At 45.4% G+C, this 20,216-nt stretch carries 21 protein-coding genes; 15 read left to right on the forward strand and 6 right to left on the reverse strand.

What is annotated here, in order from left to right; all coding sequences use genetic code 11:
• The first annotated feature begins 154 nt into the window (after positions 1-154).
• The 4 genes from GJB59_RS10895 to GJB59_RS10910 all read left to right on the forward strand — a co-directional run bounded on the left by GJB59_RS10895 (position 155) and on the right by GJB59_RS10910 (position 4,559).
• The gene (locus tag GJB59_RS10895; RefSeq protein WP_142827308.1) at positions 155-1,081 is read left to right on the forward strand and encodes a manganese-dependent inorganic pyrophosphatase; all 927 of its coding nucleotides are present in this window, start codon (positions 155-157) and stop codon (positions 1,079-1,081) included.
• A 271-nt stretch (positions 1,082-1,352) separates the two neighbouring features.
• Entirely contained in the window at positions 1,353-2,063 is a 711-nt protein-coding gene (locus GJB59_RS10900) for a DsbA family oxidoreductase (RefSeq protein WP_142827307.1), read from the forward strand.
• A gap of 108 nt (positions 2,064-2,171) precedes the next feature.
• Positions 2,172-2,810, forward strand: a complete 639-nt coding sequence (locus GJB59_RS10905) for an FMN-dependent NADH-azoreductase (protein ID WP_142827306.1) — start codon at positions 2,172-2,174, stop codon at positions 2,808-2,810.
• Between the two features lie 192 nt (positions 2,811-3,002).
• The gene (locus tag GJB59_RS10910; protein WP_236015622.1) at positions 3,003-4,559 is read left to right on the forward strand and encodes an FAD-dependent oxidoreductase; all 1,557 of its coding nucleotides are present in this window, start codon (positions 3,003-3,005) and stop codon (positions 4,557-4,559) included.
• A gap of 51 nt (positions 4,560-4,610) precedes the next feature.
• Here the strand turns inward: GJB59_RS10910 and GJB59_RS10915 are convergent, their stop codons facing one another.
• A complete protein-coding gene (locus GJB59_RS10915) occupies positions 4,611-5,132 on the reverse strand; it encodes a YceI family protein (protein ID WP_142827305.1) in 522 nt (173 codons plus the stop codon).
• Positions 5,133-5,334: 202 nt separating this feature from the next.
• Between GJB59_RS10915 and murB the strand changes: the two genes are divergently transcribed.
• Positions 5,335-6,252 (forward strand): UDP-N-acetylmuramate dehydrogenase, encoded by a 918-nt coding sequence (gene murB / locus GJB59_RS10920; RefSeq protein ID WP_142827304.1) that lies wholly within the window; start codon positions 5,335-5,337, stop codon positions 6,250-6,252.
• 137 nt (positions 6,253-6,389) lie between these two features.
• Positions 6,390-8,756 (forward strand): penicillin acylase family protein, encoded by a 2,367-nt coding sequence (locus GJB59_RS10925; protein ID WP_142827303.1) that lies wholly within the window; start codon positions 6,390-6,392, stop codon positions 8,754-8,756.
• Between the two features lie 321 nt (positions 8,757-9,077).
• Here GJB59_RS10925 and GJB59_RS19200 read toward each other — a convergent pair whose 3' ends face one another.
• Positions 9,078-9,200: a hypothetical protein gene (locus GJB59_RS19200; protein WP_268951320.1), complete on the reverse strand. Its 123-nt coding sequence runs from the start codon at positions 9,198-9,200 to the stop codon at positions 9,078-9,080.
• 302 nt (positions 9,201-9,502) lie between these two features.
• Positions 9,503-10,126 (reverse strand): hypothetical protein, encoded by a 624-nt coding sequence (locus tag GJB59_RS10935; RefSeq protein WP_142827302.1) that lies wholly within the window; start codon positions 10,124-10,126, stop codon positions 9,503-9,505.
• Between the two features lie 129 nt (positions 10,127-10,255).
• On the opposite strand from GJB59_RS10935, the gene GJB59_RS10940 reads away from it, so the two are divergent.
• The 3 genes from GJB59_RS10940 to GJB59_RS10950 all read left to right on the forward strand — a co-directional run bounded on the left by GJB59_RS10940 (position 10,256) and on the right by GJB59_RS10950 (position 11,636).
• Positions 10,256-10,483 carry a hypothetical protein gene (locus tag GJB59_RS10940; RefSeq protein WP_142827301.1) on the forward strand — a complete coding sequence of 76 codons (228 nt, stop codon included), beginning with the start codon at positions 10,256-10,258 and terminating at the stop codon, positions 10,481-10,483.
• Between the two features lie 470 nt (positions 10,484-10,953).
• Entirely contained in the window at positions 10,954-11,307 is a 354-nt protein-coding gene (locus GJB59_RS10945) for a fluoride efflux transporter FluC (RefSeq protein ID WP_142827300.1), read from the forward strand.
• Positions 11,304-11,636: a fluoride efflux transporter FluC gene (locus GJB59_RS10950; protein ID WP_142827299.1), complete on the forward strand. Its 333-nt coding sequence runs from the start codon at positions 11,304-11,306 to the stop codon at positions 11,634-11,636. Before GJB59_RS10945 ends, GJB59_RS10950 begins: the two co-directional genes overlap by 4 nt.
• Positions 11,637-11,768: 132 nt before the next feature.
• Here GJB59_RS10950 and GJB59_RS10955 read toward each other — a convergent pair whose 3' ends face one another.
• Together GJB59_RS10955 and GJB59_RS10960 are read right to left on the reverse strand one after the other, a co-directional pair.
• Entirely contained in the window at positions 11,769-12,188 is a 420-nt protein-coding gene (locus GJB59_RS10955; protein ID WP_142827298.1) for a universal stress protein, read from the reverse strand.
• Positions 12,189-12,200: 12 nt separating this feature from the next.
• Entirely contained in the window at positions 12,201-13,667 is a 1,467-nt protein-coding gene (locus GJB59_RS10960; protein WP_142827297.1) for a SulP family inorganic anion transporter, read from the reverse strand.
• Positions 13,668-13,901: 234 nt separating this feature from the next.
• Between GJB59_RS10960 and GJB59_RS10965 the strand changes: the two genes are divergently transcribed.
• The 3 genes from GJB59_RS10965 to GJB59_RS10975 are packed head-to-tail and all read left to right on the forward strand — an operon-like array spanning position 13,902 to position 17,460.
• Positions 13,902-14,258: an ArsR/SmtB family transcription factor gene (locus GJB59_RS10965; protein WP_142827296.1), complete on the forward strand. Its 357-nt coding sequence runs from the start codon at positions 13,902-13,904 to the stop codon at positions 14,256-14,258.
• Complete coding sequence (locus tag GJB59_RS10970) at positions 14,251-16,320, forward strand: heavy metal translocating P-type ATPase (protein ID WP_142827295.1); 2,070 nt, start codon at positions 14,251-14,253, stop codon at positions 16,318-16,320. The genes GJB59_RS10965 and GJB59_RS10970 overlap by 8 nt, the downstream gene beginning before the upstream one ends.
• Positions 16,321-16,341: 21 nt before the next feature.
• Positions 16,342-17,460 carry a GNAT family N-acetyltransferase gene (locus GJB59_RS10975; protein ID WP_142827294.1) on the forward strand — a complete coding sequence of 373 codons (1,119 nt, stop codon included), beginning with the start codon at positions 16,342-16,344 and terminating at the stop codon, positions 17,458-17,460.
• Between the two features lie 157 nt (positions 17,461-17,617).
• Here GJB59_RS10975 and GJB59_RS10980 read toward each other — a convergent pair whose 3' ends face one another.
• Positions 17,618-17,773: a lmo0937 family membrane protein gene (locus tag GJB59_RS10980; RefSeq protein ID WP_142827293.1), complete on the reverse strand. Its 156-nt coding sequence runs from the start codon at positions 17,771-17,773 to the stop codon at positions 17,618-17,620.
• Positions 17,774-17,948: 175 nt separating this feature from the next.
• On the opposite strand from GJB59_RS10980, the gene mntR reads away from it, so the two are divergent.
• Genes mntR through GJB59_RS10995 form a run of 3 tightly spaced genes read left to right on the forward strand, consistent with a single transcriptional unit; the run spans position 17,949 to position 20,195 of the window.
• Entirely contained in the window at positions 17,949-18,371 is a 423-nt protein-coding gene (gene mntR, locus GJB59_RS10985) for a transcriptional regulator MntR (protein WP_142827292.1), read from the forward strand.
• Positions 18,372-18,392: 21 nt separating this feature from the next.
• Positions 18,393-19,253 (forward strand): CvfB family protein, encoded by an 861-nt coding sequence (locus GJB59_RS10990; RefSeq protein ID WP_142827291.1) that lies wholly within the window; start codon positions 18,393-18,395, stop codon positions 19,251-19,253.
• A 54-nt stretch (positions 19,254-19,307) separates the two neighbouring features.
• Positions 19,308-20,195 carry a DUF1002 domain-containing protein gene (locus tag GJB59_RS10995; protein ID WP_142827290.1) on the forward strand — a complete coding sequence of 296 codons (888 nt, stop codon included), beginning with the start codon at positions 19,308-19,310 and terminating at the stop codon, positions 20,193-20,195.
• Positions 20,196-20,216 lie beyond the last annotated feature (21 nt).

Here is a 20,216-nt window from a genome sequence, read left to right on the forward strand (position 1 = left end):
TAAAGTACACAATGAATTTATAAAAAACAGATAATTCTATAAACTTTATACTCTTTTAGGTTTATTTTTTATTGTTCAGCAGTTCGATTTTTTCAATTGCTGTACTTATGTTAGAATAAGCACAGAAACTAAGTTTTTCAGGAGGCTATTATTCATGTCAAAAGTTTTAGTATTGGGTCATAAAAATCCGGACACCGACTCCATTTGTTCGGCCATTTCATACGCTTATTTAAAAAATGAAATGGGCATGGTTGCTGAACCGATTCGCTTAGGGGAAGTAAACAACGAAACAGTATTCGCATTGGAAACATTCAAGTTCGATCAGCCGCGCCTGGTGACCCAGGTCGCTAAGGAAGCTTCACAGGTAATTTTGGTGGATCACAATGAACGCCAGCAAAGTGCAGAAGACCTCAATGAAGTTCAGGTGATTGAAGTGGTGGACCACCACCGGATTGCCAACTTTGAAACCACAGATCCACTTTTTTTCCGTGCGGAGCCGGTTGGCTGCACGACGACTATCATTTTGAAATTATTTAAAGAAAACGGCGTTGAAGTGCCGATGAATATCGCTGGCTTGATGCTTTCGGCCATTATTTCGGATACACTTCTTTTTAAATCGCCAACTTGCACGCCGCAAGATGTTGAAGCAGCCAAAGAACTGGCAAACATCGCTAACATTGATGTGCAAAAGTATGGCCTCGACTTATTGAAAGCGGGAGCTGATTTAAGCAATAAAACATTAGAGGATTTAATTTCATTGGACTCCAAGGAATTTGAAGCCGGCGACCGCCGATTTGAAGTTGCTCAAGTCAATGCCATAGATGTGGAAGAAGTCATGGTCCGCCAAAAAGAGCTTGAAGTGTTAATGGCAAACACCATCGCTGCCAAAGGCTTAGATCTCTTTGTGTTTGCTGTTACGGATATTCTCAACAATAATTCAGTCGCCATCGTTCTTGGCGAAAGATCAGGCATTATCGAAGGCGCCTTTAAATCTAGTGTAGTCGACAACCGCGTCCTGCTGCCGGGCGTTGTATCGCGCAAAAAACAAATTGTTCCTGTTATTACAGAAGCATTAAGCTGATTCCCTTTGGGGAGTCAGTTTTTTTGTGGTTTAATACCTTGCCTTAAGCCCGTCGATTCAGGACAGGTGCCTGCGCTTTTCTAATTGTCCAGTTGCAAGTGCCTAGCTCTTCGGATCATAAGTCAACCCAGCGGCGTGGCAAAGAACGCCACTCTGCTGGTCTGCCTTATGCCTGTCAGAGCTGAACAGGCACTTTCACTTTTCTTTCCACAGGCAAAAAAATTGAGCGCTGTTGTTATCGTTGCTATAGTTAATGGCGAGGTGGATAACTATGAAAATTGAAGTTTGGTCAGATTATGTATGCCCATTCTGCTATATAGGCAAGCGGACTTTGGAAAAGGCGTTGGTTCAATCAGGATTTGAAAGCCAGGCGGAGGTTTCATTTAAGGCTTATCAGCTGGATCCGAATACTCCGACCGATTCTGTTGTTTCGACTTATGAGAGTCTGGCGAAAAAATTTGGGAAAACTATGGAACAAGCAAAAGAAATGACTGAGGGAGTGGCGCAGCATGCCCGTTCTGTTGGTTTGGAATATGATTTCGATAACATGATGGAAGCCAATACATTGGCGGCCCATCGTTTAGTTAAATGGGCTGAAACCAAGGACAAAGATGCAGAACTGACTGAACAGCTTATGCATCAGTATTTTGTTGAAGCAAAAAATGTCAGCAACCACAGGGTTTTACTGAATATCGTGGAAGCGGTTGGACTATCAAGTAGTGAGGCAGAACAAGTGCTGGAATCCGATCAATTCATGGCGGAGGTCCAGCTCGATATTGCTGAAGCCGGCCAAATTGGCGTACAAGGCGTCCCATTCTTTGTCGTTAACCGCAAATATGCGATTTCCGGTGCCCAGCCATTGGAAGCATTTGTTGAGTCACTTGAACAAATTGCTGAAGAAGAGGGAATTCGCCCAAAGCTAAAGCCGATGGGCAAAAAGAAAACCAGCTATTGTACAGGGGATTCATGTGACGGACTTTAAGCCTGAGGCAGAGTAATTGACTTTTACTCTGCTTTTTCTTAAGATGAGAAAGTGCTTTTAATTTGAGATAAATAATTTTAATATAATTACAGAAGGAGTTTTAACCTAATGACAAATGTTTTAGTAGTAAAAGCAAACAACCGCCCTGCATCAGAAGGGGTTTCAAGCAAAATGTACGAAGTATTCATGGATTCTATCGGAACCGGTTCTGATCTTAACGTCAATACGTTTGATGTATTCAAGGAAGATATGCCATATTTCGGTCAAGATTTCTTTGATGCAATGCAAAAATCTGCACAAGCTGAAGAAATGACAGAGCTGGAGCAGCGTATTTTGACTGCTGCCAACAAAGCTATGGATGCATTCATGGACGCTGACGTTGTTGTATTTGCGTTCCCATTATGGAATAAAACAATTCCTGCACCATTGCAGACGTTCATCGATTACGTTTACCGTGCAGGCGTTACATTCAAATACACTGCTGAAGGCCCGGTCGGTCTTGTACCTGAGAAAAAAGTCATCATCTTGAACGCGCGCGGCGGAGTTTATTCAACACCTGAAATGGCTCCTGCTGAAATGAGCGTTAACTATATCCGTTTGATCATGGATTTCTTCGGTATTACTGACATTGAAGAAGTAATTATTGAAGGGCACAATATGTACCCGGACCGCGCGGAAGAAATCGTTGCTGAAGGCATGAAGCGCGTAGAGCAATCTGCAAATTCATTAGTAAAAGTAAACGCATAAATTTTCGGATGAAGGACTGCCCTTAAAGGGCGGTCCTTTTTTCTGTTGGACAGTAAATCTGCCAAGATGGACAGTATTTCATGCGAGTTCGACAGTATATCCAAATAATTGGGGATTTGACGATCTATCAATTTGATTAAGATTCTTCATTAGGGGTAGACATTTACTAAAAGCTTTATGAGGAGGAATGGCATGGTGCAGAGTGATAACGTGAGTCGAGTTCCAGGAGAGCAGAAGTCGTATTGGAGAGAATACAAGGATATTCCGAGCTATCCCGCTTTACAAGCAAACGAATCGACAGATATTGCAGTGGTTGGCGGGGGCATGGTCGGTATTATTAGTGCTTATCTACTGGCGAAAGCTGGCAGGAAAGTAACCTTAATTGATGCTGGAAAACTGGTTGATGGGGTAACAGGCAATACGACCGCAAAAATAACTGCACAGCATGGTCTTTTTTATTATCCTCTGGTCAAACTGGTGGGTGAGGAAAAAGCAAAACTGTATTACCAGGCAAATATGGACGGCTTGAAATTCATTGAAGAAACTGCCGATGAACTTGGCATCGACTGCGATTTTTCACATCATAATGCATTCGTCTATGCCAATACGGCTGCAGGAGCGAAGCTGGTTGAAAAAGAGGCAGAGGCTTACGAACAGCTGGGCATCGACGGAGAGCTGGCAAAAGAAGAAGTGGAATTGCCGTTCCAAGTAAAAGAAGCGGTGGTCATGCGCGGCCAAGCCCAATTCCATCCAGTGAAGTTTTTGGCGGGATTGGTAAAAGAAATTGAACGGCTGGGCGGCAAAATTTATGAGCAGACCCGTGCCGTGAAGATCTTGAGCAAAAACGATCCGGTTATTCAAACCGAAAATCTGTCGCATTTATCGTGCAACCAAGTCATTGTTGCTACGCACTATCCATTCAATGATTTTGATGGCATGTACTTTTCCCGCTTATCGGTCAATCGCTCGTATGCCATTGCAGCCAAAGTGAATGGCAAGATTCCGAATGACATGTATATCAGCGGCGATATGCCGTCCCGTTCCTTGCGCTATGTGCCGGGAGAAAATGGGGAGAAGCTGCTGCTGATTGGCGGCGATGGCCATGCCACTGGAAAAAGTTCGAGTGAGACAATGGAACATTACCGCAATCTTGAGAAGTTTGGTGAAGAGCATTTCGGCATCGAGGAGATTCCGTACCGCTGGTCAGCTCAGGATATGACAACACTCGACCAGATTCCTTATATCGGCACCATCACTGCAGGCTACGACAAGATCCTGGTGGCGACCGGCTTCCACAAATGGGGAATGTCGAATGGGGCATTGGCCGGCATGCTATTAACTGATCAAATTCTGGGCAAGGAAAATCACTACGCACCTGTCTTTAGTCCAACCCGGCCTAAAATGAAATCGGTGGATGTCGCGAGTTTTGCAAAAGACAACGCTTCGGTTGCGAAAGAGTTGGTCAAAGGGAAACTGAAACGGGCGTCCAAAACCGTCGAAGACCTGGGCAAAGACGAGGGCGCGCTAGTTAAAGTCGGCAAGAAAAAGGCTGGCGGCTACCGGGATGAATACGGCCAAGTCCATCTTGTGGATACGGCATGCACCCATATGGGATGCGAAGTCAATTGGAATGACGCCGAACGTTCCTGGGATTGCCCATGCCACGGCTCCCGCTTCTCCTATACAGGAGATGTATTGAATGGACCAGCGGTTAAACCGTTGCCGAAAATTGAGCAGGATTATAAATAAAAAAAGCAGTGCGAGGAATTTTCCTCGCACTGCTTTTTGAATGTCTTTCTATTATGCTGGATTGCCTTCTAATTCCAATGTGATTTTGATGTCTTCGCCGACCATTACGCCGCCAGTTTCAAGTGCTTGGTTCCAAGTAAGGCCGAAATCTTTGCGGTTTACTTTGCCTTCTACATTGAACGCCACTACTTCAACGCCCCATGGATTCGTGCCTTTGCCACCGTATTCTACTTCGAAAGTAGCCGGGCGCGTAATGCCTTTCATCGTAAGGTCGCCAGTCAATTCGTACTCGCCATCGTTCTTAACAATGTCATTGGCTTTGAATGTGATGTATGGGAATTGCTCAGCATCAAAGAAATCAGCAGAGCGCAAGTGGTTGTCGCGGTCCGTGTTGTTTGTGTTGATGCTTGCTACATCAATTTTAAAGTCGATCAACGCGCCTTGCAGATTTTCTTCGTTCGCTTCAACGACTGCTTCATAAGATGTAAAAGAGCCTTTTACTTTCGAGATCATCATGTGCTTTACGGAAAATCCGATTTCTGAGTGTGCTGTGTCTACTGTCCATTTTTTCATGTTAAATTCCTCCTAGAAATATTGTTCTAAATTAAATATAACGGCAATAAATCTCAAAGTCAATAGTTATTAATTAATAATTCTCGAATTCGAGACATTATTTTATTGGACTTTTGGCCTGAACCTTGCTATATTGCTTGTCAAATCGGGATGAAAATTGGATACTAGTAGAAGCTATAAGTTTAGAAGGGATTTGCTTTAGATGACGAAAGAACAATGGTTGACGGATTTACGCGATTTTTTGACGGATGATCACGTCAAAATGGATGAACCGCTACACCTTCATACATTAACTAAAATGGGTGGGCCAGCTGATATTTTTGTGTCACCGACAACTGAAGATGAAACTGCTTTTGCAGTAAAATATGCATACACAAATAACATTCCTTTGCTGCTTCTCGGAAACGGATCAAATATGGTCGTCCGGGACGGAGGATTTCGTGGAATCGTCCTGACTTTAAAAAGTCTGCAGGCGATCCGCATAGAGGGTACAAGAGTTTATGCCCAGGGCGGAGCGAACATCAAAAAGGTATCAAAAATTGCCGCAGCCAACCAACTGACCGGTTTTGAATTTGCTTGCGGCATTCCGGGATCTATCGGCGGTGCCATGGCGATGAATGCAGGTGCTTACGGCGGAGAAATAAAAGATGTTATTATTCAAGCGACAGTTCTCTCTAAAGAAGGCGAGAAGCTGGTCTTATCCAAAGAAGATTTGGAGCTTGACTACCGCAAGAGCATCATCACGAAAAAAGGCTTTTACGTTTTGTCGGCCGAATTCGAGCTGGAAATCGGCAAGCAAACGGTTATCGATGCCAAGATGTCGGAATTGACGTATCAGCGGGAAACGAAACAGCCGCTGGAATTTCCTTCTGCAGGCAGTGTTTTCAAACGTCCACCCGGCAATTTCGCCGGCAAATTGATCCAGGACAGCGGCCTTCAAGGACGGGGCTTTGGCGGAGCAGAAGTCTCTACGAAGCACGCCGGTTTTATTGTAAATAAAAACAATGCATCGGCCAATGATTACATCAAAACGATTGAAATGGTCAAAGCGGCTGTGCAAGAGAAGTTCGGTATTGATTTAGAGCTGGAAGTGAAGATTGTCGGAGAAGATCAAGTTTGATTCCAAAAGATGTCCCTTAACTGGGGCATCTTTTTTTGTGGAGAACTGAATTGGTGTATACGGTTTGTTCTTTTAAAAAAAAGGGATTTATCCTTCGTCAGTCGAATGAAACATCATAAGAAAAAGGGGGCAGGGCAATGGGGGAGAAAGTGAAAAGCAGAAGGTGGCTAAAATGGCTTTTGGTTGTTCTGGGCGTTCTTGTCGCAGTTGCGGCAGCGGCACTCATTTTTGTAAACGGTTACATAGGAAAGTCCAAGCCGATTATTGAAGGCGAAGCGGCAGTCGCGGTACTCGACAGCGATGTGTCGGTCATCCGTGATGATATTGGCGTGCCGCATATTCAGGCAGAGACAGATGCTGATCTTTACCGGGCACAGGGATATGTCCAGGCGCAGGATCGGATGTTCCAGATGGACCTGTCCCGCAGACAGGCTAGCGGCCAATTGGCAGAGGTGATCGGGGCGGATGCAGTCGATACCGATAAGTTTTTCCGGACCTTCAGTTTGCGGGATGCTGCGGAAAAATCATGGGATGGCTATGACGCAGAAGCCAAACAGGTTTTGGAATGGTATGCAGAAGGGGTTAACGCCTATATGGAAGAGGCAAAAGCAAACAGCAAGTTAAGTTTTGAGTTTGCCTTGCTTGGCTACGAGCCTGCGGAGTGGACACCTGTCGACTCGCTGACAATCGGCAAGTTCATGGCCTATGACCTCGGCGGCCATTGGAATACACTCGCAGTTCGCCACTGGGCATTAAATGAATTCCCGGAAGACAAAGCCCGCGAGCTGTTTATCTCTTACCCGGAAATTGCACCGGCGATTTTGGCAGCAAACAAGCAGCAGCCAGTCCAGGTAGCCGGAGATTTCGATGCATCGGTTATTCCGCCTGAATTTAACGGCAGCAACAACTGGGTAGTGTCAGGAGACAAAACGGCAAGCGGAAAACCACTGCTTGCAGATGATCCGCATCTTGGACTCAGCACGCCATCGATCTGGTACCAAATGCATCTGGAGTCGCCTGAACAAAATGTCAGCGGCGTTATTTTTGCTGGAATCCCTGGGATTATTCTGGGGCATAACGAGGAAATCGCCTGGGGCGTCACCAATGTCGGCCCCGACGTTCAGGATCTTTACATCGAAACGCCAAATCCTGAAGATCCGACACAGTTCCAATATGAAGGCCAGTGGGAACAGGCAGAAGTCAGAAATGAACCGATCAAAGTAAAGGACGGGGAAACGGAAGATTTTGAAGTGTTGGTAACAAGGCATGGACCAGTCGTTTCGAATGTCCTGTATGACGAAGAGGAAGCAGGTGCTGTCTTTTCAATGCAGTGGACCGCGCTGGAGCCGACACTTGAACTGCAGGCCGTATTGAACTTTAACAAAGCATCCAATTGGGAAGAGTTTGAACTGGCGCTGGAAGATTTCCAGGCTCCGGCCCAAAACTTTGTTTTTGCTTCTACAGATGGCACAATCGCTTATAAAGCGAACGGCCGCATTCCAATCCGCAAATCTGGGGACGGGCAGCTGCCGGTTCCAGGAGATTCAGCAGAATATGGCTGGGATGGCTATGTGCCTTTTGATGAATTGCCAACTGCGGTCAATCCGGAAAGCGGGTTTATTGCTACAGCGAACAACGAAGTGATTGATGAGTCCTATCCGTATCACATTACCGATTTTTGGGCGCAGCCCTATCGCTATGAGCGGATTGCCGAAGTGCTGGAAGCATCGGATGATCTGACAGCACAGGATATGATGGAGCTGCAGATGGACCAGCAGAATTTATATGCAGCAGAGTTTTTAGGGGACATGATTTCCACTGTGCGCAATGAAATCGATGAATTTGATGAGGTGCTTACCATGCTTGAAGAGTGGGATCAGGTCGACAGTCAAGATCAGGGCGCACCGCTGGTTTTCCATAAATGGATGAAGCAGCTGCCGGAAACGCTATTGGCAGATGAATTTCCAGAAGACGTTTTCGATATGCTGGCGGGCAAAAATCACATTACGGATGAAATGATGCGAAGTGCATTTGCCGGAGAAGAAGGCGTTTGGGTTACGGAATATGGCGGCGCCGAAAAATGGCTTGTCGATTCGTTGGAGACGGCAGTGGCTGAAATTAGGGAAGAGCAGGGAAATGACTCGGCCGAATGGGCATGGGGAGACCACCATCAATTGACGTTCCCGCATCCGCTTGCAGGTGCCTCTGCAATTTTTGCCGAGTTCCTTAGCCCGAGCCCTGTACCGATCGGAGGTTCCAATATCACCGTTCAGGCAGCTGCATCCACCCCGGAAGGCGAAGTCGACCACGGAGCCTCCTGGCGTTTTGTGGCTGATCTTGCTGATTTAACAAGTGCCTATCATATTGTTGGGCCTGGCCTAAGTGGACATATGAAATCGGATTACTTCCACAACCAAGTGGATGACTGGGCAGAAGGAAGATTTCATGAAACCGAAATTATGGAGGATATTGAAGGGGCGACATTAATTTTGAAGGCTCAGTAAGTTATACCGAAAAATCGTTCGTAAAAGTATATGCAAATAAGGGAACGTTCGTAAAGTGTTTTGACACGTTTACGAACGTTTTTTGTGCCGTTTTTCAGGTGTTTTGAAGTGTTCGTAAAGGTGTACTTTTACGAACGGTTTTTAGTTATTGGATTCTTTACTAATAATATCACTGATTACGTGCACTTTTGGAAATATAACCAATATACAAAAAGACGAATCCGGTAATTGATATTGCAACTGCGAATAATAATCCTGTAGCACTTGTACCCATCCCAGCACCAGTGATAGCACCTGCAATATTAAGAATAAGAAAATGAATTAAAGGGGAAGTTCAAAAGCGGTAAGATAACCAGCATTGATCCATCTCTCTCTGTCGTTTTCAGCAATTTTATGGACAGTAAAATTTAACAAAGCGATATAAGTAGATAAAATTAAGATCATATGAATCCTCCTTTCTCTAAATATGAAATTGCCAAAATAGGCAAGTATGACTATTGGTTATTACTTAGCACCGTTTATTTAAATACTGTCGAGTCTTTTATGACCCATAGTTTTTTAGCAGACAAAAACTAACTGCCATCAGCAAGCCACGAAGAGTCATGGGCTGCTGATGACAGTTAGTTGATTGCATTTTAGTGTGAATTCAAGGCATACAAAATTTAACGAAGCTTGTAATAGGCTGCCTGAATATACACCGGCAGTGACAACTTATTCATTACTGTTTAAATATAGTTTATCAAAGGTTATTTATATCTATTAGAATGTACTTCTGTAAAAGAAGTTTTTAATTTCGTTTTAGCTTTGTCAGTGTACATATATACTACGTAACGGTTGTAAATGTTATAAGCGTCTTTATCCACATATTTTTTTACTGTCCAATATGTATATTGAGTTGTAGGTAATCCTTTGACTCCTCTAACCCAGACTGCTCCAGCCATACCGCCAGCCACTGACTTAGCCGCAGCAGAAGTGAAAAGAGTGGTTAAAGCATATCCTGCTCCTGCTCCTGATCCTCTAAGTACAAGGGTAGTTAACCAAGAATATCCATTTTTAACTAACTTATCGCTGCCGTATATGGTTTTATCAAATTTCCAATTAAAGTTAGCGCTATCATTGATAATCATTTGTGTAGTGAAATCACCATCACCGTTTTCTTCAAGAGTACTAATTTTTTTAATATTTTCATCTCCCCCTATAGGTCCTGAATAAAGTACCTGTGACTGATAATTTAGTGTGGGACCATAATAACCTGATTCGTTAACACTATCAACTTGAGACTTTTTTTCTTCTTCCAATCCATTAGCGAGTGGAGTTAAAGGTGCTGACAATAATAAAACTGTAGAAATTAATACTGTAATATTTTTCATTTCATAACCTCCTAATTTTTTACTTACTTTTAAATTGTATGCTATTTATTTGGAAAAACAAGTATTTTCTGACAACTAAAATATGTTATAATTTATTTAATAATTAGAAACTAAGAAAGAAGGTTGAGTATGCAAAAAGTATTTACAGAACGAGGTTTAGGAATAACAATTGCCGTTATTATATTTTTGGGGATTATTATATATACAATGTTAGATAGTCTTGAAGTAATTTATTTTATGGTGACAGCAATTATTTTAGCAGGCATCTTGTATGAAAAAGACCGGAAAAAAAATATTTGGAAATACATTGTAGGCTATGCCATATTGATAGGATTTATATATATACTGTTTAGTTAGTCGTAATTTTTTTAATAAATGTTTATTTTCTTGGATTATATTGTCGAGAGCGTAAAATATCTTTTGTAAATGAGTAATAGAAAAAGGAAGACCTTTTCTTGTAGAATTAAGTCACCAAAACCAATTCACAGAAAAAGAGACCTTCCCTATGATTGAACTAAGCCCCAAATGGTAAACACTTTAAAAAGTGATCCATTTGGGGCTTAGTTCACAAAAGACTGTTTTGTAAGGTTTTAAAATCGTAATGTTGACTGAATTAGAGTTTACATATCATCAATTTATCGGAAGCTATCATGAACGGAGTATGAACCTTAGGAACCCCTGTAACCTTTTTATGTCAAGATTACAGGGGTTCCTTTAAGTTTAATGCAAAACAAAGCTCGAAATTGAAGAATACTATCTCTTCAAGTGAAAAACACGTTTCTTTTTAATAAGTTATACTGAAGAAAAACGGATGCGGGGCGTTTGGGATGAAGCGGATACTGGCGGTAGGGGTTGGCGGAATGGCTGGCGCGTTGCTGCGTGCAGGAATATATATGGCAGTTGCAGGAGGGCTTGGACTTTGGCTCGTTAACATAGCTGGCAGTTTTTTGATAGGAGTTGCGGCCGTCCGTTTAGCCCGCAAGTCGGCAGAGCTGCGGCTGCTGGTGTCGACAGGCCTGCTTGGCTCGTTTACCACTTTTTCGGCATTCTCCGCTGATTGGTTTCATTACTTGGAGTCATCCGTTTGGGTAGGATTGGCGTTTGCCGGGAGCATGACAGTGGCATGTATTGCCTCAGCGGCCACAGGACTGTGGATTGGGCGAAGAGGGGTGGCGTCATGATTGGTATCGCGATGGGCGGATTTTTAGGCGCCGTCACACGTTATCTGTTCTACTTGCTGGTTGAAAGCAGATCATGGCAGGCGAAAGCCGCAACCTGGCTGGTCAACAGCATCGGTTCATTAGTGCTTGGTGCGTTTGTCGGAAGCGGCAGTTTGTCGGCTTTCTGGATCACAGGTTTTCTCGGAGCCTTTACTACTTTTTCAACGATGGCCTTGGATGCCGTCAAAGACTTTGAAGACGGCAACTGGCTGCAGGGTGGCAGCTACATTCTCGCTACTTTAGCGAGTGGGCTTTTATTATTTGGCCTCGGTTACGTCTTGATGCAATAGATTTGGGCTCTTCCTGTGATAGCTGCGGGAAGAGTTTTTTCGTGCATGGGGATAAACTCTTTTGAGCGACTGCAAACTGAAAACAAACAAAAACTCAGCCGCTTTTCGCAGATTCACGAAAAGCGGCTGAGTTTATTTGACGATGATGACAGGGGCTTGAACACGTTTGGCCACTTTATGGCTGACGCTGCCAAGCACCATTTCCTGCAGCGCGTTCAGTCCGCGGCTGCCGATCAAGACGACATCATAGCCGGTTTCATTGGCGTGCTTAACGATGGTCGGTCCAGGAACGCCGTGCAGCGTTTTGGTTTCAAAATCAACGCCCGCAGAACGAAAGATTTCTTCGAGCGGGACTAGATGCTTGCGGCGTTCAAAGTGAACTTCGTCGCTGCTTTGGCTGTGAAGAATTTCAGTTCGGGCTTTTTCGTAATCGATGACATACAGCAAAGTAACGAAAGCCTGTGGATTGGCTTTGGCCATGCGGACTGCTTCGTGAGCAGCTCTTTTTGAATGATCGGAGCCGTCGGCCGCTACTAATATTTTCTCGTACATGGAGCAACCCCCTTAGTGTGTGCTCTTGCCTGCCTGGCCGTAAGTCGCTAATTTATCCACGAGTTTCTGGCTGGAGGCATTCAAACCGACAATTTCAACAGTTTGTCCCTGTGCTTGCAGTTTGTTCATGACCCGGTCGATTGCCCCGACGCCTGAATCGTCCCAGACAGTCGCATCTGAAAAATCCAGAACGATCCCTTCGGAAGCTTCGACTTTATCGAATGCGGAAACAAAGTCCTGGGAAGAAGCGAAAAACAATTGTCCGTGTATCGTATATCTATTCGACGTATTGCTTTCCAATCCTTCTTTGCGGACGTCGACTTTGGAGATTTTGGCTGCAAACAGCAAAGCACTTAAAATAACGCCGGCAAATACGCCCTTGGATAAGTCATGCGTGTATACGACAACGACAACAGTCAACAGCATCACGATGGCATCCGCTTTCGGCGCAGTTGCCAAATACTTGAACGACCCCCAATCAAAAGTGCCGATACAAACCATGACCATGATGCCCGCCAAAACCGGCATCGGGATTTGGACGACCCAATTGCCAAGGACAATGATCAGGAACATCAGGAAAGCGCCGGCCGTAAAAGTGGACAGACGACCGCGGCCGCCGGACCGGACATTGATGCCGGACTGGCCAATCATGGCACAGCCTGCCATACCCCCGAAAAATCCGGTGATAACATTGGCAATCCCTTGTCCGCGTGCTTCCTGATTTTTATCCGAATCGGTTTCTGTTGCATCATCCAGAATGGATGCGGTCAACAAAGATTCAAGCAAACCGATGATGGATAAAGCCAGGGCAGTGGGGAAGATGATTTGCAGGGTTTCAAAGTTGAATGGCACATTTGGAATAAAGAAACTTGGTAAAGTTTGCGAGATGGTACCGAGACTGCCGACATTCTGCATATCGATGCCGCTGTACATGACAATTCCTGTCAATACGAGAATCGCAATCAGAGGAGCCGGAATGGCTGTGAAAAAGCGCGGCAGGATGTAAACAATCGCCAACGTGATTCCAACAAAAACGTAAGTAATGGCATTGACTCCGAAAATGAACGGCACTTGTGCCATGAAAATCAGGATCGCGAGTGAATTGACAAAGCCGATCATTACAGCGCGTGGAACGAATTTCATAAAGCGTGCTATTTTCAATACGCCGAAAATCAATTGCAGAACCCCGGTCAGGATCGTAGCTGCCAGTAAATAATCCAGTCCGTGGTCGCGAACCAGCAGGACCATCGCCAGTGCCATGGCGCCTGTCGCGGCAGAAATCATGGCAGGGCGTCCGCCGACAAAGGAAATGATGACGGCGATGGAAAACGAAGCGTACAGGCCGACCATCGGATCGACTCCTGCAATGATGGAGAAAGCGATTGCTTCCGGGATAAGCGCAAGTGCAACAACAATTCCGGCCAGAATGTCTCCGCGAATATTGCCGAACCATTGCTCTTTATAAGATAAGGTATTCAAAAATGTCCACTTCCTTCTATATTAATTGAGTCGATTATTTAATGGTTGGCACACCATGAAAAGATCCTTCTTTCCGGTTCGACAAAAATTTTCCGGGCAATAACTTTAAAACTGTATCACCTTTTTAAAACGAAGTAAATAAAGCTCATTCAAATGTGCGTTTGACTGTAGTGGGGTGAGCGGTTATACTGAGGAAAACAATCAAATATCCATTTGAATGAAAGAGGTGACGGCATGAGAGAAGTATGTGAAGTGACGAAAGTTCATCCAGAAGCGGTCGAGCGTGTCCAAAAACACATGACCGATTTAGGGGATGTAGCAAGTTTATTCAAAGCGCTGGCAGATGAAACGCGCTTGAACATTGCGTATGCCTTAACGATAGAAGAAGAAATGTGTGTTTGCGATATCGCTGCGGTTATCGGGTCCTCTACAGCTACAGCCTCGCATCATTTGCGCTACTTGCGTGAACGGGCACTGGCAAAATCCGAGCGCAAAGGAAAACAGATTTACTACTCACTGTCGGACGACCACGTTCGCCAACTGGTGACCATCGCCCATGAACACACGAAAGAAGGTGTGGAAAATGGTTAAAACCTATCGTCTTGAAAATTTATCGTGTACCAGCTGTGCGGCCAAGTTTGAAAAAAATGTCCGAGATTTGCCTGATATCAAAAACGTCAATTTGAATTTTGGAGCATCCAAACTGACCATCGACGGGAATGTGACGATTGAAGCGCTGGAAAAAGCAGGAGCTTTTGACCACATCCGTGTTTATCCGGAAAAAGAAAAAGTACCGCATGTTCCTTTTTATAAGCGTCGCCAGACCATAGAAACCGCTTTTTCGTTATTGCTGCTGATAGCGGGGATTATCGTTTCGTTCCAGATGGGCGAAACGCATCCATGGTCCATCGCGCTGTTTGGCGGTTCCATGGCAATCGGCGGTTACCATATGTTCTGGACGGGGCTGAAAAACCTCAGCACATTCCAGTTTGATATGAAGACATTGATGACGATTGCGATTATTGGTGCGGTCATTATCGGGGAGTGGCGTGAAGGCGCTGTTGTGGTGTTCCTCTTCGCTGTCAGTGAAGCATTGGAATCCTTTTCGATGAACAAAGCGCGCCAGTCAATCCGCAGCCTGATGGATTTGGCTCCGGCACGTGCGCTCATTCAGCGCAGTGGTGAATTGATCGAAATGGATACCGAAGACATCCGCATCGGAGACATTTTGATCGTCAAACCCGGACAGAAAATTGCGATGGACGGTATGGTCCTTCGCGGGCAATCTTCGGTCAACCAGGCAGCCATTACCGGAGAGTCGCTTCCTGCGGCCAAAACGGCAGGTGATGAAGTTTTCGCCGGTACGATGAATGAAGAAGGTGCACTAGAAGTCACAGTTACCAAACGTGTCGAAGATACCACCATCGCGAAGATTATTCATTTGGTGGAAGAAGCGCAGGCTGAAAAAGCGCCGACTCAGAAGTTTATTGATCAGTTTGCCAAATACTATACACCGGTAATTATCGCCATCGCCTTTCTCGTTGCGTTGATCCCAGGATTTGTGACCGGCAACTGGGAGCTATGGGTTTACCAGGGCTTGGCCGTACTTGTTGTGGGGTGTCCATGTGCGCTGGTTGTTTCAACGCCGGTTGCGATTGTAACGGCGATCGGCAATGCTGCGCGTCAGGGCGTGCTCATTAAAGGCGGCGTTCACTTGGAAGAAACGGGACGGATCAATGCTGTCGCTTTCGACAAAACGGGAACATTGACCAAAGGCTATCCGGAAGTGACAGACGTGCTCACGCAAGGCACAATCACCAATGAAGAACTTTTGAAGCTGGCGGCATCCGTAGAAGCGATGTCGCAGCATCCCTTGGCAAAAGCCATTTCACAAGCGGCAGCGGGCGTCTATGCTTCCGAAGGTTTTAATTCGGTGACAGGCAAAGGCGCTTATGCACTAGTTAATGGAGAAACGGTTTATGTCGGCAGTTTGGATTGGGCAGAAGAAAAGGGCTTACGCATTCCGGAAAAAGCGCGTAAACTGCAAGAGAGCGGAAAGTCCGTTACCGCCGTATTTTCAGAAATTGCGCTGCTTGGAACGATTGCAGTTGCAGATGCCATCCGAACGGAAAGTCCTCTAATCATCAAAAAGTTGAAAGCAATGGGAATCGGTCAGACGATCATGCTGACAGGCGATCATCCGGCAACAGCAAGAGCGATTGCCGCTGAAATTGGTGTGACAGATGTTCGGGCGGGATTGATGCCGGAAGACAAGCTAACTGCAATTAAAGAGCTGAAAAAACAATACGGCCGTGTTGCGATGGTCGGTGACGGCATTAACGATGCACCCGCACTGGCTGCATCAAACATCGGCATTGCAATGGGCGGGGCAGGGACAGATGCAGCACTGGAAACGGCAGATATTGCCTTGATGGCCGACGATTTGGAGAAACTTCCGTATACGATTCGACTCAGCCGAAAGACATTGCGTATAATAAAAGAAAATATCGTCTTTGCATTAGGGCTCAAGATCATTGCATTGCTTTTGATTATCCCAGGCTGGCTGACACTGTGGATTGCGATTTTCGCAGATATGGGTGCCACGCTCCTGGTGATCTTGAATGCATTGCGTCTTGTGAAAGTTCAGAAGTGAGGTACGTTTGGGGGTTTTGTGTTGAAGTTAACAGAATGGACGATGGAAGAGCAGGAACAGCTGATTCATTTTATGACAACAAATTCATGGCCTTTTCACGGGCATGAACATCCAGTTCGGGCTTTAATCGAAAAAACGATTGAAGAAGGCGGCTATAAGTCGGATCAGGTGACGACGTTCTGGATTGAAAATGAAGAAAACCAGCAGATTGGCTTGGTGAAAATTTTTGATTTGCAGGACGATATTCCGCTTTTTGATTTGCGGATAGCGGATCCATACCGCAGCAAAGGCTATGGTCCGAAAGCGTTGAAATTGGTCGCTGATTTCGTCTTTTCAATGCCAGAGAAGAAAATCCGTCTGGAAGGCAACACGCGGCACGATAATTTTGCAATGCGCAAAGCTTTTGAACGGACCGGTTTTGTCAAAGAGGCGCATCTTCGCCAAGCCTGGTTTTCTCCAAGGGAAAACCGCTATTACGATGCGGTGACATACGGCATGACACGTGAAGACTGGCAGGCAGGCATCACAACGCCGGTGCTGTGGGACGATGCCATAATAGAATCAAAAGAGCCGCCGTTCAATCCGGTATTGCTTGATTTTCCGGAACAATTCGAGTCGGAGCGCCTATTGATCCGTGCACCGAGAAGAGAAGATGCGCAAGCGAGCTACGAGGCAGTCATGCATTCACTGGAAGCGTTCCGCCCGTGGCTGCCATTTGCGCAGCAAAAGCCTGACTTGTCGGAAACCGAAGTGACCTTAATCGAGGCAGAGGCCAATTTCAAACTGCGCAAGGATCTGCGCCTCCATTTCTTCCTGAAGGAAACCGGCCAGTTTATTGGTTCTACAGGACTTCACCGCATTGACTGGGAAGTGCGTAAATTCGAGATTGGCTATTGGGTCGACAGCCGATTTGAAGGCAAGGGGTTTGTTACGGAAGCTGTGGAGCGCATCACGCGCTTTGCTTTTGAGGAGCTAGGAGCCAACCGCGTCGAAATCCGCTGCGACCCGGACAATGTCCGAAGCCGCGCCGTAGCTAACCGCCTGCATTTTGAGCTGGAAGGAATTTTGCGCAACGATGCGGTTTCCCGGGTAGGAAACAAGCTTCGGGATACTTGTGTTTATGCGAAAGTTAGACAATAAAACCGGTTACTCGGTAAAGCAGGAGAGAAAATCATCGATTTCTTTCCTGCTTTTTTATATTGGATTAATGAATTTAACGGCAAACAAAAAAGAGTCGCCCCAAAAGCCATTTATCATGGCTTTTGAGACAACCCTTTATGTTTAATCGTTGCTATGGCTATACGCCTTTACGTCCAGTAACCAAATTGATAACTAAAACGATTGCTGCAATGATTAAAAGAATGTGTATTAGTCCGCCTGCTACGTCCAATAAGAATCCGACTAGCCATACTACAATAATAACCGCTAAAATAATCCAAAGAATGCGTCCCATGTTTTTCACCTGCCCTTTCAATAATAAGTAATTTGTATATAGTAAGATATACCCTAGCCTCGCTCACCTTAAACCTTTCTGAAAAAACGGACTGTTATGAGAGGGCACAAGCCCAGTTGTTTCAATGATGGCGGTATAGTAAACTGAACATAGCTACGTGAGGGAGGAAAGAATTTTGCCTACTCCAAGTATGGAAGACCATATTGAAATCATATACTCATTAATTGAGCAAAAAGGCTATGCGCGTGTATCGGATATCGCGGAAGCCTTATCGGTGTTGCCTTCTTCTGTCACCAAGATGGTCCAGAAGCTGGATAAAGACGGATACTTGATCTACGAACGCTATAGAGGCCTTGTACTGACGCCAAAAGGCCAAAAGCTGGGCAAAAGGTTGTTGCAGCGGCACGGCTTGCTTGAGCAATTTCTTCGGTTGATCGGTGTGGAAGAAGAGCGGATCTACGTGGACGTTGAAGGAATCGAGCACCATTTGAGCTGGAATTCAATCGATCGGATTGCCGATCTGGTCCAATTGCTGGAAGAAAGCCCGGATTTCAGGGACAAGCTAGAACAGCTGAAAAAAGAAGGAAAAGACAGTTAACAAAAATAGGAGGAGAATATTATGGCTTTACACCCAGGATTAAAAGCGACATTACAAGTAAAAGACCGTTCAACATCCCAATGGATCCTATCAGACGGTTCAGGCGATGAAGTAATGATGAACGCGTCAGAAATAGAAGAAGGACAGGAGATCGGGGAAGAGATTGAAGTTTTCCTATACCGCAACCGCCAAGGCGGCGTTTCGGCAACACCGATGATTCCACATATCCTGCCAAGTGAATACGGCTGGGCGAAGGTTTTGAAAGTTTCCGAACGTGAAGGCGCAGTAGTGGACATCGGCACGACGCGCGAAGTTTATTTGCTGCCTGCGGATCTTCCGCAAATCATGGAATTATGGCCGCAGCAAGGCGACCATATTTTCATGACGCTCCGTACCGATCGCCACGGCGATTTGTACGGACGCCTGGCAACAGAGGAAAAAGTTTTGGAATTGATGCAGCCGGCACCGGAAACAGCCTTTAACCAAAACCTGCAGGCACGAGCTTACCGCTTGCTGCCGGTTGGTACCTTCATGCTGTCAGTGCCTGAAATGTATAGAATTTTCGTACATGAAACAGAGCGGGAAGAAGAGCCGCGTCTCGGTGAAGAAAAAACGGTCCGCATCATCGATGTCAAAGACGATGGCACGCTAAACGGTTCTTTGCTTCCAAGAAAACAGGAACGATTGTCAGATGACGCGGATGAAATCATGCGTTATCTCGAAGAATCGGGCGGTAAAATGCCGTTTACCGATAAATCTTCCCCGGACGAAATCCTTGAAATTTTCGGCATGAGCAAAGCGGCTTTCAAGCGCGCACTCGGCAAACTATATAAGAACCGCCAGATCATCCAAGAAGAAGGCTGGACCAAGTCTACGAAGTAAAGGAACCTTTTCAAATTGATTTCGTATTAATTTGAAGGAAGGGGCAATTAAAAAATGAAAAAATTACTCACTGTTATAGCATTACTGTTTACGCTGTCTGTCATGCTGCCATCGTACAGCTCGGCAAATGTCGGCATCAATGAAAAATTCGGTCTGCCAATCGTTGTTTATGGAGGCGATTTATCGGCCGAAGAAAAAACTTCTGTAGCTGAAAGCCTGGACGTTGCAGGAGAAGCCGACGTGGAAGAAATTGAAGTGACGGGCGAGGATCTGATCAACTATATTGAAGACGGGGATTCCCGTGCCAATATGTACTCATCCGCGAAAATTACCCGCAAAGATGAAGGCGCGGGCCTAGTCATTGAAATCGTCACTCCTGACAACATTACACAAGTTACATCTGAAATGTACGGCAATGCCATGCTGACTGCAGGTATCGAAAACGCTACTGTGGAAGTGGCTGCACCTAAAGCGGTAACTGGCCATTCAGCGCTCGTAGGGATCTACAAAGCCTACGAAGTGAATGGTGAAGAGCTGGACCCAGAGCGGACAGACGTTGCAAATGACGAATTGACCGTGGCAACTGAACTGGCAGACGGCGGCGTAGAAGACGCTAAAGTCAGCGAACTGTTAACAGAAATCAAAAAGCAGATTGCTGAGCAAAATCCGGCAACCCGTGAAGAAGTGGAACAGATAGTTGAAGAGCAATTGAGCAATCTTCAAATCGAATTGAGCCCGGAAGACCGCCAATTATTAGTGGATCTGATGGACCGCATTCGTCAACTTGATATCGATTTTTCACAATGGTCCACGCAACTGGAAGATTTGAGCAAGACCATTGAAGACAATATCAGTACTATCGTCAATGACGAAGGATTTTGGGAAAGCGTCAAAAATTTCTTTAGAAATATAGCTGATACAGTACGCGGCTGGATGAATTAATGAGAGCAAGCAAACCCGGAA

The organism is Planococcus soli (assembly GCF_016881065.1).
Classification (GTDB): Bacteria; Bacillota; Bacilli; order Bacillales_A; family Planococcaceae; genus Planococcus; species Planococcus soli.

Bases quoted from the DNA above. Each gene is read 5' to 3' on its own strand.
- GJB59_RS10895 (WP_142827308.1), top strand. From the start codon at position 155: ATGTCAAAAGTTTTAGTATTGGGTCATAAAAATCCGGACACCGACTCC.
- GJB59_RS10900 (WP_142827307.1), top strand. From the start codon at position 1,353: ATGAAAATTGAAGTTTGGTCAGATTATGTATGCCCATTCTGCTATATA.
- GJB59_RS10905 (WP_142827306.1), top strand. From the start codon at position 2,172: ATGACAAATGTTTTAGTAGTAAAAGCAAACAACCGCCCTGCATCAGAA.
- GJB59_RS10910 (WP_236015622.1), top strand. From the start codon at position 3,003: ATGGTGCAGAGTGATAACGTGAGTCGAGTTCCAGGAGAGCAGAAGTCG.
- GJB59_RS10915 (WP_142827305.1), bottom strand. From the start codon at position 5,132: ATGAAAAAATGGACAGTAGACACAGCACACTCAGAAATCGGATTTTCC.
- murB (WP_142827304.1), top strand. From the start codon at position 5,335: ATGACGAAAGAACAATGGTTGACGGATTTACGCGATTTTTTGACGGAT.
- GJB59_RS10925 (WP_142827303.1), top strand. From the start codon at position 6,390: ATGGGGGAGAAAGTGAAAAGCAGAAGGTGGCTAAAATGGCTTTTGGTT.
- GJB59_RS19200 (WP_268951320.1), bottom strand. From the start codon at position 9,200: ATGATCTTAATTTTATCTACTTATATCGCTTTGTTAAATTTTACTGTC.
- GJB59_RS10935 (WP_142827302.1), bottom strand. From the start codon at position 10,126: ATGAAAAATATTACAGTATTAATTTCTACAGTTTTATTATTGTCAGCA.
- GJB59_RS10940 (WP_142827301.1), top strand. From the start codon at position 10,256: ATGCAAAAAGTATTTACAGAACGAGGTTTAGGAATAACAATTGCCGTT.
- GJB59_RS10945 (WP_142827300.1), top strand. From the start codon at position 10,954: ATGAAGCGGATACTGGCGGTAGGGGTTGGCGGAATGGCTGGCGCGTTG.
- GJB59_RS10950 (WP_142827299.1), top strand. From the start codon at position 11,304: ATGATTGGTATCGCGATGGGCGGATTTTTAGGCGCCGTCACACGTTAT.
- GJB59_RS10955 (WP_142827298.1), bottom strand. From the start codon at position 12,188: ATGTACGAGAAAATATTAGTAGCGGCCGACGGCTCCGATCATTCAAAA.
- GJB59_RS10965 (WP_142827296.1), top strand. From the start codon at position 13,902: ATGAGAGAAGTATGTGAAGTGACGAAAGTTCATCCAGAAGCGGTCGAG.
- GJB59_RS10970 (WP_142827295.1), top strand. From the start codon at position 14,251: ATGGTTAAAACCTATCGTCTTGAAAATTTATCGTGTACCAGCTGTGCG.
- GJB59_RS10980 (WP_142827293.1), bottom strand. From the start codon at position 17,773: ATGGGACGCATTCTTTGGATTATTTTAGCGGTTATTATTGTAGTATGG.
- GJB59_RS10990 (WP_142827291.1), top strand. From the start codon at position 18,393: ATGGCTTTACACCCAGGATTAAAAGCGACATTACAAGTAAAAGACCGT.
- GJB59_RS10995 (WP_142827290.1), top strand. From the start codon at position 19,308: ATGAAAAAATTACTCACTGTTATAGCATTACTGTTTACGCTGTCTGTC.